This is a genomic window from Micromonospora sp. DH14 (assembly GCF_029809455.1).
In the GTDB taxonomy this organism is placed as follows: Bacteria; Actinomycetota; Actinomycetes; order Mycobacteriales; family Micromonosporaceae; genus Micromonospora; species Micromonospora parva.
Genome location: NZ_JARVKT010000034.1, coordinates 37,160 through 55,983, shown reverse-complemented (window position 1 = coordinate 55,983; position 18,824 = coordinate 37,160). Strand labels below are relative to the sequence as shown.

Below are 18,824 nucleotides of genomic sequence, written 5' to 3'. Positions count from 1 at the left end.
CCTATCTCCTGAGTTCTTCGTCGACCGCTGGGTCGATGCCGTACCGCCGTGCCCGCAGAGAGGTACGGCGATCACACGTACGACTGTGCGGGGCCTTCGCCGGTCTCGCGGCCCGCGCGTGCCTGTCTCCGCCGCTCAGCCCGTCCTCGATCCAGGGGTGACCAACCATGTCCTTCAGCATTCGGCGTCTGCCCGACCCGCGCGGTCGGCTGACCGATCTGCGTGGTCGGCTACTCCGGCAACGCTCGGTGTTCGGCTCCGGCACCACCCGATCCGTCCTGGCAGCCGCCCTCGCCGGTGTGCTGATGCTCAACCTGGGTGGCAGCGGGGTGACCGCGCTGCCGGCGGGCGGTGCCCGGGACCGCGACGGTGTCGCCTCCACCGGTCGGGGTGGCGGCGCGAAACCAAGCCAGGCATGGGCTTCGGCGGCGGGCAAGGCGCACGTGACGCCCGGACGACCCAACCGTGACCTCCCGAAGTCGCTGCGCGGGCAGTACCCGCCGCACAAGCTCGCCGACAAGCCGGCCCCCGGACGCAACAAGGCGTCGGTGGCCACCGCACCCGTCGACGACACCCCGGGCTTCGACAAGCGCACCAGCCGGGAACGGCCGGCCGAGCGCACCGTCGACCAGCGCGTCTTCGACAATGCCGACGGCACCCAGACCACCGAGTTCTCGTCCGCCCCGATCAACTACCGCAAGCCGGACGGCACCTGGGCACCCATCGACCACACTCTGGTGCCCGCCGCCGACGGGTGGGGAACCACCGCCGACTCGGTCGGGCTGCACCTCGCCGGGAACGGCGCCGCGAACCAGGTGGCCCGGCTGAGCTTCGACGGTGACACCGAGTTCGGCTTCGGTCTGGCCGAGGCGACCAACGCACCGGGACGGGTGGACGGCACGGCCGTCACCTACCCCGGCGTACGCCCCGACGTCGACCTGCGCCTGGAGCCCCGAGCCGGTGGTGTGAAGGAGACCCTGGTCCTGCACTCGGCCAAGGCGCCCACCTCGTACGTGTTCCCGCTGAGCCTGCGCAACCTCACCGCGAAACTGGTCGACGGCCAGATCGTCCTGAGTGACCGCGACGGCAACGCGCGGGGGGTCATCCCGCCGGGTTGGATGGTGGACGCCGGCTCGGGGGCGGCCGGTCCCGCCACCTCGACCAAGGTCGCGTACGAGCTGATCACCACGGGTGGGCAGACGGCGCTGAAGGTCACCCCCGACCGGGCCTGGCTGACCGACCCGGCCCGGCACTACCCGGTCGAGGTCGACCCGACCGTCGGCCCGCCGGTCGACGCGGTCAACGCCGACAGCAGCATGTCCGTGCACGGCAGCAGCTCTACCTCCGGCGGTTCCGAGCTGCTCGTCGGACGCTTCCCCTCGTCGGCCTGCCCCGGCAGCAACTGCGGCGGCGACTTCAACGCGGCGGCCTACCTCAAGTTCGGCAACCTGGTGAGCCGACTCCAGAACCACACCATCCACGGCGCGGCGCTCTCCGCTGTCAACTTCGACGCGGCCTCCTGCAAGGCGCGCGCGGTCACCGTCCACCCGGTCACCGGGTCGTGGTCGGCCGGCACCGGCTACTCGTACCCGGGGCCGGCAGTGGGTGGCGCGCTGGTCAGCCGCTCGTTCGCCCACGGGTACGTCGCACTCGGCCAGTCCAAATCCGCCTGCCCGGCAGCGGGCGAGATGTTCGACCTCGGCGTCGCCGGCCGCAACCTGGTGCAGCGGTGGGCCAACGGCCAGCAGGCCAACAACGGTCTCTCGCTGCGGGCGTCCACCACCGACAGCTCCGCGTGGAAGAAGTTCGCTGGCACCGGCACGGCCAACCCGCCGGCGCTCTACGTCACGCACAGCCCGTACAACGCCGGGTACGCGATCCCGAAGCCCACCCCGGAGCCGCCCGTCCTGCGCAACCAGGACGGCAAGGTGAAGGTGACTGTCACCAACCTCGGTGCCGAGGCGTGGACGCCGGCCAACTACTACCTCGCCTACCGGGTCTACAACGCGCAGACCGGTGCCGCGGTGACCCAGCAGCGGGCGGCCAACCTGCCCACCACGTTGGCCCGTGGCGCGAAGGTCACCCTCGACGCGACAGTCAAGCGGTTGGAGCCCGGCTCCTACTTCCTCGACTTCACCATGGTGCGTACCGGTGGGGCGGTCTTCACCGACCACCAGGTGCCACCCGGCCGGATCGTGCTCCAGGTCTTCGACGTTCCGCCTGTCGTACAGGAGCTCTACCCGGAGAACGGCTACCAGGCCCCGACGCTCACCCCGTTGCTCTGGGCCCGGGCCGTGGACACCGACGCCGCACCCGGCGCCACCCTGTCGTTCAAGTTCGAGATCTGCGACAGTACCGACGCCGGCGCGGCCACCAACTGCACCAACTCCGGCTACCAGGCCAAGCAGTCCTGGGTGGTGCCCGCCGGCCGGATGGTCTGGGGCAAGAGCTACCTGTGGCGGTCCTTCGTCAAGGACAGCGCCAACGAGGTCATCTCGCCGTACTCGACCATGATCAGCTCGGTGCCACAACCGGACCTGCTGTCCCGGATCGCCACCTCGCCCGGCGCCGAGCAGGGCCGCGAGTTCGACGCCCAGACCGGCAACTTCGCCACCTCCGCGGTGGACGCCACGGTGGTGACCGTCGGCCCGGAGCTGAACCTGGTCCGCACCTACAACAGCCTCGACCCCCGCACCACAGGTGTCTTCGGCGCCGGCTGGTCCAGCCGGTACGACATGACGCTGGTCCCCGACAACGACGGGACCGGCAACGTGGTCGTCCGCTACCCCGACGGCCAGGAGGTGCGGTTCGGCAAGAACCCGGACGGCACGTACGCGCCGCCGCCGGGCCGGGTCGCGAAGCTCAGCGTCGACAGCAGCAACTGGAAGCTGGTCGACCGCACCGGCAGCACCTACCAGTTCTCCCTGCTCAACAAACTCCAGAAGATCACCGACAACTCCGGGCACTCGGTAAACCTGATCCTCGACCCGATGACCGGCAAGCTCGCCCGGGCGCAGGTCGCCAACAGCCAGAGCAACACCGCCGGCCGTTCGCTCACCTTCACCTGGAACGGCAACCGCATCGCCACGGTCAGCACCGACGTGGTCAACGGCGCGAAGCTGACCTGGAACTACACCTACAACGGTGACCTGCTGACCAAGGTCTGCGGCCCGGAGTCCGCCTGCACCACCTACGACTACGCGGCCGGCTCGCACTACCGCACCGCCGTCCTCGACGCCAAGCCCGACTCGTACTACCACCTCGGCGAGGCCGAGGGCACCGGCGCGGCCAGCGACGTGGCGATCAACCTGGGCAAGGACGCCGGCACGTACCGCAACAACGTCACGCTGGGCCAGCCCGGCGTGCTGGAGGGCACCAACGGCACCGCCGCCGCCTTCAACGGCACCTCGGCGTACCTCGAACTGCCGAAGGGCCTGGTGAAGAAGAGCCGCGACGTTTCCGTCGAGCTGTGGTTCAAGATCGGCCTGACCCAGACCGGTGGCCCACTCATCGGCTACCAGGACAAGGCCGTCGGCACCGCCGCCACCAGCGGCGCGCCCCTGCTCTACACCGGCATCGACGGCAAGCTGCGGGGCCAGTTCGCCAACGGCACGATCGATCCGATCACCTCGACCAGCACCGTCAACGACAACAAGTGGCACCACGTGGTGCTGTCCGCGATGGCCAACACCCAGACCATGTACCTCGACGGGGTCAAGGTCACCAATCCCCCTGGGCAGACCGGGCAGCCGATCGAACACTCGCTGCTGACCTTCAACCAGGTCGGCCTCGCCTCGGCGACCTCACCCACGTCCTGGCCGGCCTGGGGCGGCACCGCCCAGCGCTACTTCGCCGGCACCATCGACGAGGTCGCCGTCTACTCCCACCCGATCGGCCCGGACACGGCCAGGGCGCACTTCCAGTACGCCAAGCCGGCCGCCCAGCAGCTCACCAGGGTCACCCTGCCCAGTGGCCGGGTCGCCACCGAGGTCGAGTACGACACGGCCACCGACCGGGTCAAGGAGTACACCGACGACAACGGCGGCACCTGGAAGGTGGGCCAGCCCACCGTCTACGGCGGCGACACCGACCTGCGGCGCAGCGTCCAGGTCCTCGACCCGGCCAACCGTCCCTACCTGTACGAGTACGACGCGCTCGCCGGTCGTCTGCTGCGCTCCGGCACCCCGCTCGGACTGGAGATCCGCGAGGAGGACCGGCCGGGGCAGACCAGCCCGACCCCGAGCCCACCGCCGACCGAGGTCTGCACCCAGCCCGACCCGAACGATCCGGCCTTCTGCACGGTGATCCCCGGCGACGCAGGTGGACCCATTTTCGTGCGGCACCCGTTGGACGGCATGGCCATCCGCTCGTTCTCCTACAACGCGGAGGGCTACCAGAGCAAGGTCACCAACGAGAACGGTGACACGGTGGAGATGACGTACGACAGCAGGGGCCGTCTCGCCACCCGCAAGAGCTGCCGTACCTCCACGCAGTGCTTCACGAACTACTACACCTACTCGGCCACCATCACCAATCCGCTCGACCCGCTGATCGACCTCGCGGTGGCGCAGCGCGACGGCCGATCCACCGGGCCGACCGACAACAACTTCCTGACCACCTTCACGTACCACTCCACCGGACAGCTCCGCATCCAGACCAACCCGGACGGCAGCACGGTCACCCACGCCTACACGAGCGGCGGCGAGGTCGGCATCAACGGCTTCGTCCCGTCCGGGCTGCTGGCCAGCAGCATCACCAACGCGCGCCCCAAGGCCACCAGCTACGCGTACTACGCCAACGGTGACCTGCACAAGGTGACCGAGCCGTCCGGGCTGGTGACCGAGTACACGTACGACGCGCTCGGCCGGCGGATCACCGAGAAGGTCATCTCCGACACCTATCCCGCGGGCGTCACCACCACGATCACCTACGACGGGCACTCCCGGGTCGCCGCCGTCACCGGGCCGGTCACCACCGATGCCGTCATGGGCAAGCAGCACCAGAGCCGGACCGTCAACGAGTACGACGCCGACGGTAACCCCACCAAGGTCACCGTCTCCGACCTGCTCGGCGGTGACCCCGAACGGGTCACCAGCACCGAGTACGACGACGAGGGCCGGCCGGTCCGGGTCGTCGACCCGGAGGGCAACGAGACCAGCTACGGCTACGACCGGTTCGGCAACAAGACGACAATGACCGACGCCAACGGCAACCGCTACGACTGGGCGTACACCGCGCAGAACAAGGTGGCCGAGGTGCGGCTGCGGGACTGGCGCAGCGACCCGGCCGGCACCCCCGGCACCGGCACCGGCACCGGCGACTACCTGGTCCTGCACTCCTACTCGTACGACTTCGCCGGGCGACTGGCCAGCGACACCGACGCCATGGGCCGGCGACTGGAGTACAAGTACTACCGCGACGACCTGCTGGAGAAGATCACCCTCAAGGACTTCCGTAACCCGGACGGCTCCAAGCGGGACTACGTCGTGGAGGAGAACACCTACGACGGGGCCGGCAACGTGACCCGCAAGGTCGGCGCCAACGGCACCCAGATCACCGACCACACGCCGGACAAGGCCGGCAAGGTGCAGAGCACCGTGCTCGACCCGACCGGTGTGCGTCGCACCAACACCTTCACCTACTACTACGACGGCAACGTCAAGCAGGTCGTGCGCACCGGTAACCCGTCGAACCTGAACTGGACGGTGCTGGCCACCTCCGAGGTCGTCGACTACACCTACGACGACGCCGGCAACGTACTCACCGAGAAGGTCACCGCCGGCAGCGAGAGCAGGGTGACCAGCTACACGTACGACAGGCGCGGTCTGCGGACCTCGGTCACCGACCCGCGCGGCAACGTCTCCGGCGCCGACAAGGCGAAGTACACCAGCACCTTCAGCTACGACGAACTCGGCCGCCAGACCGTGCAGAGCGGCCCGACCGTCCTGGCCGAGAGCGACGGCAGCACGGCCGTCTCCACCAACCCGACCAGTTCGGTCGGCTACAACACCTTCGGCGAGCAGGTCGCCGTCAAGGACCCGCTCGGGCGAGTCTCCACCTCGGAGTACGACAAGCTCGGCCGGATGGTGCGCAGCCTCGCGCCGACGTACCAGGCTCCGGGGGTGTCCCAGACGGTCACCCCGGAGCACAAGCGCCGCTACGACGCCCTGGGTAACGTGCTGGAGGAGACCGACCCGGCGGGCGTCACCAGCTACACGTACGACCAGCTCAACCGGTTGACCGTCCGGGACGAACCGGCGAAGACCAACGACGACCGCGCGCTCACCCGCTACACGTACACCCGCACCGGTGAGGTCCTCTCGGTCACCGGACCGACCGGCGCCCGGGTCGAGTCGACCTACGACGACCTCGACCGGCAGGTCACCCAGACCGTCGTCGAGCGGCGGCCGACCACCCGCAACCTGGTCAGCAAGCTCACGTACGACGACGCGGGCAACCTGGTCTCGTCGACGTCCCCGACCGGGGCGACCACTGTCAACACCTTCAACGGGGTCGGTGACATCACCCGCAGCACCGCGCCGACCGGCGAGGCCACGATCTTCGGGTACGACTTCGCCGGCCGCCAGGTCCGCGTCTCCGACGGACTCGGCCGCACCACCCGGATCGGGTACGACCAGTTCGGCAACCGGACGAGCACCACGAACCTCAAGGCCGACGGCACGGTCTTGCGCACCCAGAGCTACGGCTACGACGTGGCCGGCAACATGACCTCGTCGACGGACCCCTACAACACCGTCACCACCTACGAGTACGACGCTGCGGACCAGCTCGTGAAGCAGGTCGAGCCGACCGACGCCGACCCAATCACCACCACCTTCGGGTACGACGCGGCCGGCAACCGGACCCGCTACACCGACGGCCGCACCAACTCCACCATCTACACGTACAACACCCTGGGTCTGCCGGAGTCGGCGATCGAGCCGTCCACGGCGAGCCACCCGAGCGCCGCGGACCGGACCTGGACCGTCGCGTACGACGCCGACGGCAACCCGGTGCGGCTCAGCGCCCCGGGTGGGGTGAGCCGCGTGCGGACCTACGACGCGGCCGGTCGACTGACAGTGGAGACCGGCTCCGGAGGCGACACCCCGACCGCGACCCGGACCCTGGACTACGACCAGGACGGGCGGCTGACCAGCGTCAACGCGCCCGGTGGCAGCAACACCTACAGCTGGAACGACCGGGGCGGGCTGCTGTCCACCGCCGGCCCGTCCGGCACGGCGAGCTTCGACTACAACGACGACGGCCAGGTGACCAGCCGCACGGACCTGACCGGCACTGCCACCTTCGGCTACCTCAAGGGTCGCCTCGACACGCTCACCGACGGCATCACCGGCCAGCAGCAGAAGCTTGACTACGACGCCGCCGGTGACGTCAAGACCGTCGACTACGGCGCCGGCCGCGTCCGCACCTTCGGGTACGACGACTACGGGCGGGTCGCCAGCGACGTGCTGCGCAACTCGGGCGGTCAGACGGTGGCCTCGGTCACCTACGGCTTCGACCTGAACGGCCACCTCACCAGCAAGAACACCACCGGCACCGCCGGCGCCGGCAACAACACCTACGACTACGACAAGGCCGGCCGGCTGATCTCCTGGACCAGCCCGGCCGGGGCCGTAACGTACGCCTGGGACGCCAGCGGCAACCGGATCCGCGCCGGATCCAAGAGCGCGACCTTCGACGAGCGCAACCGCCTGCTCTCCGACGGCGACTACACCTACGCGTACACCGCGCGGGGCACCCTGCGGACCCGGACCAGTTCCGGTCTGGCCGAGCAGTACTCGTTCGACGCCTTCGACCGCCTCACCGCGGCGCAGGACCAGACCTACAGCTACGACGGCCTGGACCGGCTCACGTCCCGTACCGGCAACTCCTTCGTCTACGCCGGCCTGGGCGACGAGGTGGTGCACGACGGCGTCGAGTACTACGGTCGCGGCCCGAACGACGAACTGCTCGCCACCGCCCAGGGCGCCGACAAGCGCCTGTCGCTGACCGACGCCCACGGTGACGTGGTGGCGGCGATCAACCCGGCCGACACCCAACTGTCCACACTGAACGACTCCACCGCGTACGACCCGTTCGGCAAGAAGGTGACCAGCGTCGGCAGCACCGGCCGGTTGGGCTTCCAGGGGGACTGGACCGACCCGGACACCGGGCAGGTCGACATGGGCGCCCGCTGGTACCAGCCCGGCACCGGAACGTTCACCTCGCGGGACAGCGTCAACTACACCACCGGCGACTCGGTCCTGGCCAACCGCTACACCTACGGTGCTGGCGCCCCGCTGGACTTCGACGACCCGGACGGGCACTGGCCGCGCTGGGTGAAGCGTGCCGCGAGCGCGGTCAGCAACACCGTGTCCAACGTGGTCAGTGGCGCCAGCGCGGTCTACAACTACGCCAGGAATTTCACCTCCACTGTCATCAACTACGCCTGGTCCGGCCTCAAGGCAGTCGGCCGAACGATCTCCGACACCGCGATGAAGCTCGTGGAGAAGGGGATAAACGCTGTCCGGTACGTCGGCAACCAGATCCGGTCCAAGGTCGCTGGCACCGTCAACTGGGCGAAACAGCAGGCACAGGCCGTTGCGCAACGCATCCACCAAGCCAAGGTCGCGGTGACCGCCGCCGCGAAGTCGGCCATCAAACAAGCCGTCAAGTTCACCAAGCTGCCGGTGATCCAGGCCCTGACAAAGCCGCTCATCTCGCTCGGCAAGGTGGTCTCCACCGGCTTCAAGATGGCGGCGAGCGTCGTTGCGGTCACCACAATGGCCATTCAGGACCCACAGAAGTTCAAACAGAACCTCTGGTTGGCTGCCGCACAGCAGTTGGCACCGCTCGTCGAGGGCACCGAGAAGATCTGGGACAAGGCGACCCAGTTCGTCGAGGATCACGCCGCCGAGATCGCCGGCTTCGCCGTCGGTGCCGTCGTCGGCCTGGGCTGCGGCGCGGCGATCGGCTGGACCGGTGTCGGGGCGGTGGCCTGTGGGGCGCTCGCCGGCGCGGTCGGCTCGGCGGTCACCGGTTACATGGACGGCAAGCGCGGTTGGGACCTCGCCGGCGCCACCGCCATGGGTGGTCTCACCGGCGCCCTCGGTGGTGCGCTCGGCTCCATCGGCGGCCAGGCGCTGGGCGCGGGTATCCGTGGGCTGAGCGGCGGGCTCCGGTCAGCGGGAAGCAAGGCGCTGAACGCGGGCATCGGTGAGGCCCGCAGCATTGGTCGAGGCTTGCTAGGTAGATGCCCCACCATGAACAGTTTCACCGGCGAGACCCGGGTGCTGATGGCGGACGGCAACTCCAAGCGCATTGACCAGGTGCAGATCGGCGAGAAGGTGCTTGCCACCGATCCGACCACTGGCCGCACCGAGGAACGCGCCGTTACGGCACTGATCGTCGGTGCGGGTAGCAAAGATCTTATCGAGATCACGGTCGATACTGACGGCAAGCAGGCTGATCGGACGGAAAAGCTGACCGCTACGACCGGCCACCCCTTCTGGGTCGCCGATCAAGGCCGTTGGGTCGAAGCGCAGGATCTGGCGAGGGGCTCCGTCTTCGAGACGGCAGACCACAGGCCAGCGTCTGTGGTTGCCACGCGAAAGTGGACCGAGCAACGCCAGGTCTACAACCTCACCGTTGATACCATCCACACCTATTACGTGGCGGCTGGTGACAGCGAGCTACTTGTTCACAACGCGGGCTGTGGTCCCTCCGCGGATCTGCTCGGGTACGCAGATTTCCTCCGACCTCACGGCGGAAAGTCCGGCGGGATCGTGTATGCCGCAAAATTCACAACATCGTCAGGACGCAGCTACTTCGGCTACAACGGCCACGATCTCCTGCCCACGCCTGGTGGCGTCGTTGAACGTCTGGTAAAGACGTTAGGAAAGCGTGATCATGCCGGATGCGCCGAAACCATGTGCCTTATTCTTGCCGAGCGCGCCGAGGGTGCACAGGCTCTCAAGAATGGTGTAATGGAGGTCGTCAGGGTCAGAGGCATCAACTCGCCGCCGAATGGTGCTCACGGTACGGTCGGATATCCATGTGACACTGCCTGCACTCCTCGCCTTGACCGCCTTGGCATCGATTACGAAACACCCGAAACGCCCGAATAGGAACGGTAACAAGGATGGCTGGCAATGAAAGCGTCGAAGAATTCCTGCGGTCGGCGAGGGAACTTGTTGACCTGATCTTCACGGACGACATGGGCTACTTCGACAGTCTGCCGGAGGTGGTTGACCGCGAGCTGGCCACGCCGCTGGCCGGTCTTTTGAACGCACTCTCCGATGACTGTGAGCTAGAAGATGTAGTAGGGGCGGCAAAATTGGTGGTAGAGGTGGCGGTTCAAATCCAGTCTGCACTACCCCCGGAGTTGGCTGCGCTTATTGGGAATCTAGAAAGGGGTCGCCAGGAGCTGCAGTCGGACCGCTGAGAATATTGTGCGAGTTTTTCCCGCCATCTTCGCCGTCACTTCTTCTCCTCGGAGGAATTTGCATGCAAAAGTTTGTACAGTCAGGCCGCCGCGCCCGTTTGGGGAGTATGTTTGTAACCCTCGGTGTCATGCTGGCAATGGTTGTCTCGCCGATTCCCGCACAAGCCGACGCCTCCGGCAGGGGTGGTGACTACGTACCGATCGACAGCATCGCCCTCCTGGACACCCGGGACGGCACCGGTGGCACGACCGGTGTTCGGGGCGCCAAGTCCGTCACCACCTTCAACGCCGTCGGCATCGGAGGTATCCCGGCCAGTGGGGTCAGCGCGTTGATGGTCGACGTGACGGCGATCTATCCGACCGCCAACACGTTCCTGACCATCTACCCGGACCTGACCGACCCGAAGGCTTCGGCCATGAACGCCTCTATCGGGGAGGTCATGACCAACTCGGCGGTGGTCAAGCCCGGTACGAACGGCAAGCTCGCGGTGCGCAACGCGGGCGGCAACGTCCACATCCGCGTGGACGTGGTGGGCTACTTCACCACAGCCACCGGCAGCGTCGGCTCCGGCTTCGTGCCGGTGAACCACACCCGGGTTGTCGACAGCCGGACCGGGCAGGGGATCACTGCCGGCACCATGCCCACGAGTGGGACGCGTACCGCCAACATCTCCGGCGGTGGGCTGGTGCCCACCTCCGCGACGGCGGTCATGCTGGACGTGGTGGTGATCGGCGCGACCGGCAACGGCTGGATGACGGTCGGGTCGAGCGCGGTCGCGGAGACCGGCATCGACTACGCCAAGGGCGTCACCTCAATGGGGATGGTCGTCAAGCTGAACCCCGGCGGTGGCGGCTCAGTGATATTGGAGAATCGCGGTTCGGCCGTGCACGTCGCCATCACCGTCCAGGGCTACTGGACCGGCAGCCCGACCACCGGTGCCGGCCTGCGTCCGATTGCGGCGACCACGCTGTACGACAGCCGTTTCCCGAGTGGTGCCCCGCCGGTTCCGGCCAACGGCAGCATCGATGTGGCCGTCGGCGGCACGAACGGTCTGCCAATCCGTGGCATCGCCGCGGCCGTCCTCAACGTCCACGCGGTCAGCCCCACCGTCGCCGGGTTCCTCACCGTGACGCCGCTGGACGGCACCACGAACACCGTCTCCACGGCCAACTTCCCGGCCCCCCACGTCGCCCGGTCCAGCCTCGTGGTGACCAAGCTGGGTACCGAGGGGAAGGTGCGAATCAAGAACGCCAGCAGCGGGACCGTGCACATCGTGGTCGACCTGCAGGGCTGGTTCGCCGACCCGCTTCCGTTCCTGCCGATCGAGTCCTTCTCTCGCACCGTCGTGATGCAGTCGGCTCCTGCTCAGGGCGCACAGCTCGGGGGTGTCGTGTACGCCTACACCGACAACGGTGGCCAGGTACGCATCATCAACCAGTACAACCCCGATGACTTCAGCTTCAACAACATCAAGCACATCCCCATGTTCGGCATGGAGGCGTTCACCGGGCGGCCGACGCTCAATTTGCTGGCCGGCACCGGGCAGATGCAGATCAACGCCTTGCACATCAACGGCGGCGTGTGGAACGACACTCAGACTGCTCCCAACGCCGACATCTGGAGCTCGAAGGAGGCCGACGAACAACTCAGCGGGCCGCTGGCTGTCCCGCCGGTCGCCGTCACCCTCGCCAACGGCATCAGCGTGATATTCGGGGTCGATGCCGACGGTCGCCTCTGGCATTACCGTCAGACCGGCACCGATGCGTCATGGCGGAGCCTGGGTCTCGCCAACATCGTCGGTGGTCTCACGGCGGTCAAACTTGACGCTGCCACCGGGGCTCGGCTCGTCGCCACCAGCAGCACCGGCACCATCAAGACCGCCGTCTACTCCGCCGACGGCATCCTCTCCGCCTGGACCGACCTCGGCGGGAACGTGACCGGACTGCCAGGGGCGTTCGTCGGCCAGGGTTGGCGTACCGGTGTGGTGGCCCGTGCGGCCGACGGATCTGTCGTGATGAAGAAGCAGAATTTCGATCTGTCCTGGCCGTCCGCCTGGCAGACGGTTGGCACCTTCGTCTCGGCCGGCTCGCCGACGGCGATCGTCGACCCTGTGCTGGGCCGGATCGTCGTCGCCGCCCGTGGCCCCGACAACGAGATGTACCGGGTGTACGAGGCAGAGCAGGAGTCGGGAACCTGGGGTGAGTGGCGACGCCTCGTCATCGACACCGACATCCCTCCGCGGGACACGACCGGCGTCACCGATCCGGTGATCGCACCGGTCCAGACGAGTAGCGGGCCCGGATTCGTGACGGTCTACCGCAACCGCAACGGCAGCACGACCGCTGTCACCCGGGAGCTTGAGGGTTCTGCGGCATCGGCGGCCAAGGCAGGCCCGTCAGCGGTCAGCTTCGACGCGCACGTGCTGACGGCTCCACCGGCCTGATCCTCGGCACCACCGGCCCCGGGGGCCTCCGTCCACCTGACGGAGGCCCCCGGGGCCGCCGCTTGTCGACGCTCTCAGCGGTAAAAGCGCGGTAGCTGTCGTAGTAGCGGTAGCTGCGCCCGTCGGCCTCGGTGAACTGGCTGGGGTCGATGGTCCGGCGGCGGGCGCTGGCCCGCTGGTCGACAGGAGCGTTGTGCAGACCGCTCGGCCTAGACTGCGGCGATGAGCGTTGGCACCGACGGTCGGGGGATGGCCGAGCTGGCGGCCCTGCTGGCCGACGGCACCCGTGCCGGGATGTGCCTGGCGCTGCTCGACGGGCGGGCATGGACTGCCGGTGAGCTGGCCCGGCGCGCCGGTGTCGCCCCGTCGACGGCCAGCGACCATCTCACCCGGCTCGTCCGCGGTGGGCTGATCGTCGAGGAACGGCAGGGCCGCCACCGTTACCTGCGGCTGGCCGGGCCGTCGGTGGCCCAGCTGATCGAGGACCTGGCCGGGCACGCCCCGGCCACCCCCACACCGACCGGGTCGCTGCGCGCGGCGACCGCGAGCGCCTCCCTGGCGTACGCCCGGACGTGCTACGACCACCTCGCCGGGCGGCTGGGCGTGCTGATGTACGACGCGCTGCTCAGCGCGGGCCGGCTCGACCGGTCCAGCGGCTTGGCGCTGACGCCCGAAGGCTGGGCCTGGGCGACCGGCTTGGGCGTACCCGTGGACGTGCTGCGCGCCGCCCGCCGCCCGGTGGTCCGCGACTGCCTGGACTGGACCGAACGCCGCCCGCACCTGGCCGGCGCGCTCGGCGCGGCGCTCTGCCGCCGCTTCACCGACCTGGGTTGGATCAGCCGGGGCAGCGGCCGCGCCGTCCGGCTCACGCCCACCGGCCGCCCTGGCCTGGCCGCGGCCCTGGCTGTCCCCGACCACACCCTCGACCCGCCGGTAGCCCCGCCGCCCACGAGCGGCCGCGCCTGACGATTGCGCGCCTGACGGTTGTGCGTGCCGGACGGCCGATCCGTGGCTGACCGTGCCGGCATCGTTCGGTGTGGGGCGAACGGTTCGCGCCCTACGGTCGGGCGGTGACTGACAACTGGCCGCGCATTGCGCCCGCCCCGGGAACACCGGCGTGTGGGCCGCCCTCGTTCGAACCGGAGCGCGGTTGGTGGGTGAGCCGGCATGCCGACGTGCAGGCGGCACTTACCGACCCGGCGTTCCAGGTGCCGGCCGTCGACAGCGGTCCGCCCGGCACCCTCGCCTGGCTGCGCGCCAACGTCAGCCGGTTCAGTCCACCGCGACGGCACGCCGATCGTCGGGCGGTCGTGGTGGCCGGGCTGGCAGCGCTGAACCCGGAGGACCTGCGACACGACGCGGCGCGGTTGACCGTGGCCGTGCTCGACCGCGCCGGGGACCGCGTCGACGTGATGCGGGAACTGGCCCGGCCGGTGCCGCTGCGGGCGCTTGCCGCTCGCCTCGGTTTCGCTGATCCGGCAGCCGCCGCGACGGCGGTCGCGGTCGTCGCGGCGGCGTACCACCCGGGGGTGGACCCGGCGTTGACCGCGCGGGCCGACCGGGCGGTGCCACCGCTGCTGGCGCTCGCGCCGCAGGGTCCGCCGGAGGTACGGGCGAACCTGATCGGTCTGCTGGTCCAGGCGTGTGACGCGACCGCCGGCCTGATCGGCGCCGCCGCCCATCACCTGCTTCCCCCGGCAGCGGCGGGCACGGCACGGACCGCCGACCTGCTGGCCGAGGTGCTGCGCCTCGACCCACCGGTCCGGGCCACCCGACGGGTCACAGTCGACGAGGCCCGGGTGGGCGGGCAGGATCTGCCGGCCGGAAGCGCGGTGCTGCTGCGCTTCGACGCGGCCAACCGTGACCCGCAGGCGTTCACCAGGCCCGCGATGTTTCAGCCCGGTCGGCCCGGTGCCGGCCTGTTGACCTTTGGGACGGGGGAGCGGGGTTGCCCCGGCGACCGGCACGCCGTGGCGCTGGCCGCCGGGGTGCTCGACGTGCTGCGGGAACGCTGCCGGCGCGGCCCCACCCCGATGAGTTACGAACCGCACCCGACCCTGCGGGTGCCGACAACCCTGGAGGTGACCGTCCGATGATCGAACGTCGTGCCGCGTTCCACGCCCTGCACCGCGCCGGCCGCCCGCTGCTGTTGCCCAACGCGTGGGACCACGCCTCGGCGGCGGCGCTCGCCGCGCGTGGGCATCCGGCCATCGGCACCACCAGCCTCGGGGTCGCCGCGACCGCCGGTCTTCCCGACGGCGCTGCGGCCACCGCGACGGAGACCCTCGCCCTGGCCCGCCGGCTGGCTCGGCTGCCGGTGCTGCTCAGCGTGGACGTCGAAGGTGGCTTCAGCGACGACCCGGCAGAGGTCGCCGAGTACGTGGCGGAGTTGGCCGGGCTCGGCGTGGTCGGGATCAACCTGGAGGACGGGCGCGCCGATGGCACCCTCGCCGAACCCGAGTGCGTCGCCGACAAGATCGCTGCGGTGCGGGCGGCGGTGCCGGAGCTGTTCGTCAACGCCCGCACCGACACCTGGTGGCTCGGGGTGGACGACCCACTGCCGCAGACTCTCGCCCGGGCCCGTGCCTACCGGACGGCCGGTGCCGACGGGATCTTCGTGCCCGGCACCGTCGACCTGGCCACCCTGCGCGTCCTCACCGAGCGGATCGACGCCCCGGTGAATGCGTTGTACCAGCCGGGCGGCCCAGGGCTGGCCGAGTTGGGCGCGGCCGGGGTGGCCCGGGTCAGCACCGGCTCGCTGCTGTTCCGGGCCGCGCTGGGAGCCGCGCTCGCCGCCGCCGACGCCGTCCGTCACGACGGGTCCATCGCTGCGGGGGGATTGCCGTCGTACGCCGAGGTGCAGGCCCTGGTGCCGACGGGCGGCGACTGACAGTGGCGGCCTGGGCGTTCGACGGTGCGTGGCGGGCTGGGCTTGGCTCACGCTCTACGGCCCGTCGGCGGGGCCGTGTTCCGGCCCGCGCGGGACGGCCCGGTGGGTGGTGGGTGATGCGTTGGTCGGCGCCTTTGGAGCTGAATCGTTTGTGACATCGCGGGCCCGCTTGCTCCGGGGCTTCGGGCTCGCGCTCGGGTGGTCTCCCCAGGCGGGCCGCCGCCAGGAAAGGGCGCGGCGGTGTTGATTCGTTGACGACATCAGCTCCAAAGGCACCACATTCAAGTGGTACCCCCTCCCGGGGCCGGTGCGTCTGCGCACCCTTCGAGGGGAGATAGGAGGAATGTTCGGTCCGTTCCGGTCCCGATGATTACGGTGTGTTTCAGGGCGAACCTACCCAGTGCCGTGACCGGAGAGAGGGACCCGTCATGCGAGTGCCCAGCCGTAGCCCGGGACAGCAGCCCGGCTCGCCTCCGTCGCCCACCGCACCGGCCCGCCGTCGACCCTCCGGCACGGCCCCCCGACGCCTTCCTGCCGCCGCGCCCGACCTGGCCGCGTACCGGGCCGCCGTCGCCGAGCTGCTGGTCGAGGTCGGCGCCCTGGCGGACGCGGCGAGCACCCGGGCCCGGCAGGTGCTCATCGACGAGCGGCTGCGGGAGCCGGCGCTCGCCGCGGTCCTCGACGCCACCCCGCAAGGGCTCATCGGCGCGCGCGAGACCCTGCTGCTGGAGATGGCCCGCTACCAGCCGAACGACCGCACCTCGGCCGGTGACCTCAGCGCCCTGGTCCGGATCTACCTGCTCTCCCGCATCGACGTGCTGTGGTGGCAGGACGCGCCGACCTTCGTCACCGACGACCAGGTCAACGGCAGCGCCGAACTGGTCGACCTGGAGTGGCTGCGCCGTCGCGACCTGCTGCGCTTCCGCTACCAGGAACAGCCCGCCACGATGCTGGGCCGGGCCGCGCGCGGGCTGCGGCGCCGGCTGCTACCCGACGTCACCCCGCACACCGCGGGGCTGCTGTTCCGCCGCGCCCGCCGCGAGGTGGTGGCGTTGCTCAACGACATTGGACGGGAGTTCGCCGCCGTCGCGCCGCCGGCCACCCCGCCGCTCTGGGTGACCAGCCTGGTCCGCAGCGCCGAGCACCAGTACCGGTTGCGCCGCCTCGGCTACGCGGCGATGCTGCCCAGCGGGCACTGCCTCGGCTACTCGGTCGACGTCGAGCTCGCCTGGTTCGAGCGTTTCGGCGCGCGGGACGCCCTGGCGCAGCTGCTGCTGAGCCGGCAGGAGGCCGGCGAGCTGAACGTGATCGACGAGGGGCAGGCCTGGCACCTGTGTCTCGCGCCCACCGCCCGGCGTCGGCTACGCCGGGCCTACGAGGCCGAGATGGGGGTCTGAACCGATGTGCGGCATCGCGTTGAGCATCGGCCCCGAGGCCGACCCGGCGACCTTCCGGCGGATGCTCGCCGCCCTGGCCCCACGCGGTGAGGTCACCGAGACCCGGTCGGAGAACGGGCTGCTCGCCGGCACCCGTCGACTGCGGGTCGTCGACCGGGACCGGGCGGTGCAACCGTGGACCTCGACCGACGAACGATGGCTGCTCTGCTTCAACGGCGAGATCTTCAACTACCGGGAGTTGCGGGCGCAGCTGACCCGCCTGGGGCAGGTGTTCCGCACCGAGAGCGACACCGAGGTGCTGCTCGCCGCGTTCCAGCAGTGGGGCGAGGCGGCGGTGACCCGGCTGCGCGGCGAGTACGCCTTCGCGGTCGTCGAACGGGCCACCGGTCGGGCGTACCTGGCCCGCGACCCGCTCGGCGTCAAGCCGCTGTACTGGTCCCGTCGGCCCGGCTGCCTGCACCTCGCCTCCGAGGTCAAGGCGCTCGTCGGGCACGGCGCCCCGATCGCCGAGGTGCCGCCCGGGCACCACGGCTGGGCCGAGGCGGACGGGCACGTGCGCCTGAGCCCGTACGTCGACCTGCTCACCATCGGCGACGGCCTGCCGGTCATCGACGACCCGAACGAGGCCGCGCTGCTGGTCCGCGCCGCGCTGAGCGACGCGATCCGGATGCGGGTGGAGACCGACCTGACCGTCGGGGTGGTGCTCTCCGGTGGCCTGGACAGCTCCTTGACCCTGCGGCAGGTGCGGGACATCCACCCGGACTGTGTCGCGGTGACCGTCGGCGTGGCGGACAGCCCCGACGTCGCGTACGCCCGGCGGCTCGCCGCCGACCTCGACGTGCCGCACGTGGTGGTCGAGCTGCGCCCGCGCGACATCCGGCTCGCCGACGTCCGGGAGGCCATCCGGATCTCCGAACTGACCGAGTACGGCGACATCATCAACGCGGTCGTCTCGGTGCCGATCTTCCGGCGGCTGCGCGACCTGGGCATCAAGGTGGTGTTGACCGGTGACGGCTCCGACGAGCTGTTCGGCGGGTACCCGATGTACCACCAGGTCGCCCCGGCGGCGGCCCGCAGGCTGTTCCTGCACCGTATCCGCAACCTGTGCCGCACCGAGTTGCAGCGGGTCGACCGGGCCGCCATGGGACACGGCGTGGAGGCACGGGTGCCGTTCCTCGACCTCAGCGTGGTGGAGCTGGCGATGCGGTTGCCGGTGGATCTGAAGCTGCGCCACGGCCAGGAGAAGTGGATCGTCCGGCGGGCGTTCGGCGACGTGCTGCCCGACTACATCCTCCGCCGCCCGAAGAACCCGATGTCGTACTCGTCGGGGTTGCACGAGCGGGTCCGGCTGTACAAGCCGCTCTTCGCCCGGCTGCACCGCTCGTTCGGCTACGACCTGCAGGAGCCGGTCCGGCGGGACTTCGACACCGTGCTGAGCCGGTGCGGCAACGACCTGGACCGGGCCATCGCCGACGGTCTCAGCCGACCCGACTACACGGTCCTGGAACACGCCCGCGACCTGGTCGGCGCGGCCAAGTGGAACGCCGCGCCGATGGTCCGCCGGCTGGTCGGCCCACGCCCGGCCCGCCCCTGACGGTCGCCCCGCACGCCACGCTTGACTCTGACACGGTGTCAGGGACGAGTGTGAG

The 18,824-nt window shown here is 69.8% G+C and carries 8 protein-coding genes; all 8 read left to right on the top strand.

Translation table 11 applies throughout. The annotated features are described in order from the left end of the window. Positions 1-167: 167 nt before the first annotated feature. The 8 genes from QCZ28_RS29315 (at position 168) to QCZ28_RS29280 (ending at position 18,769) form a co-directional block, all read left to right on the top strand. Positions 168-10,127 (top strand): polymorphic toxin-type HINT domain-containing protein, encoded by a 9,960-nt coding sequence (locus QCZ28_RS29315; RefSeq protein ID WP_279519645.1) that lies wholly within the window; start codon positions 168-170, stop codon positions 10,125-10,127. 14 nt (positions 10,128-10,141) lie between these two features. Continuing rightward, positions 10,142-10,444, top strand: coding sequence for a hypothetical protein (locus QCZ28_RS29310; protein WP_279519644.1), 303 nt, complete (start codon positions 10,142-10,144; stop codon positions 10,442-10,444). A gap of 62 nt (positions 10,445-10,506) precedes the next feature. Continuing rightward, entirely contained in the window at positions 10,507-12,888 is a 2,382-nt protein-coding gene (locus QCZ28_RS29305; RefSeq protein ID WP_279519643.1) for a hypothetical protein, read from the top strand. A gap of 222 nt (positions 12,889-13,110) precedes the next feature. Beyond that, entirely contained in the window at positions 13,111-13,854 is a 744-nt protein-coding gene (locus tag QCZ28_RS29300) for a winged helix-turn-helix domain-containing protein (protein WP_279519642.1), read from the top strand. A 191-nt stretch (positions 13,855-14,045) separates the two neighbouring features. After that, positions 14,046-14,984, top strand: a complete 939-nt coding sequence (locus QCZ28_RS29295; RefSeq protein ID WP_279519641.1) for a cytochrome P450 — start codon at positions 14,046-14,048, stop codon at positions 14,982-14,984. Next, positions 14,981-15,778, top strand: a complete 798-nt coding sequence (locus QCZ28_RS29290) for an isocitrate lyase/phosphoenolpyruvate mutase family protein (RefSeq protein ID WP_279519640.1) — start codon at positions 14,981-14,983, stop codon at positions 15,776-15,778. Before QCZ28_RS29295 ends, QCZ28_RS29290 begins: the two co-directional genes overlap by 4 nt. Positions 15,779-16,206: 428 nt before the next feature. Further along, complete coding sequence (locus QCZ28_RS29285) at positions 16,207-17,175, top strand: DUF5715 family protein (protein WP_279519639.1); 969 nt, start codon at positions 16,207-16,209, stop codon at positions 17,173-17,175. Positions 17,176-17,179: 4 nt separating this feature from the next. Continuing rightward, a complete protein-coding gene (locus QCZ28_RS29280) occupies positions 17,180-18,769 on the top strand; it encodes an asparagine synthase-related protein (RefSeq protein ID WP_279519638.1) in 1,590 nt (529 codons plus the stop codon). Positions 18,770-18,824 lie beyond the last annotated feature (55 nt).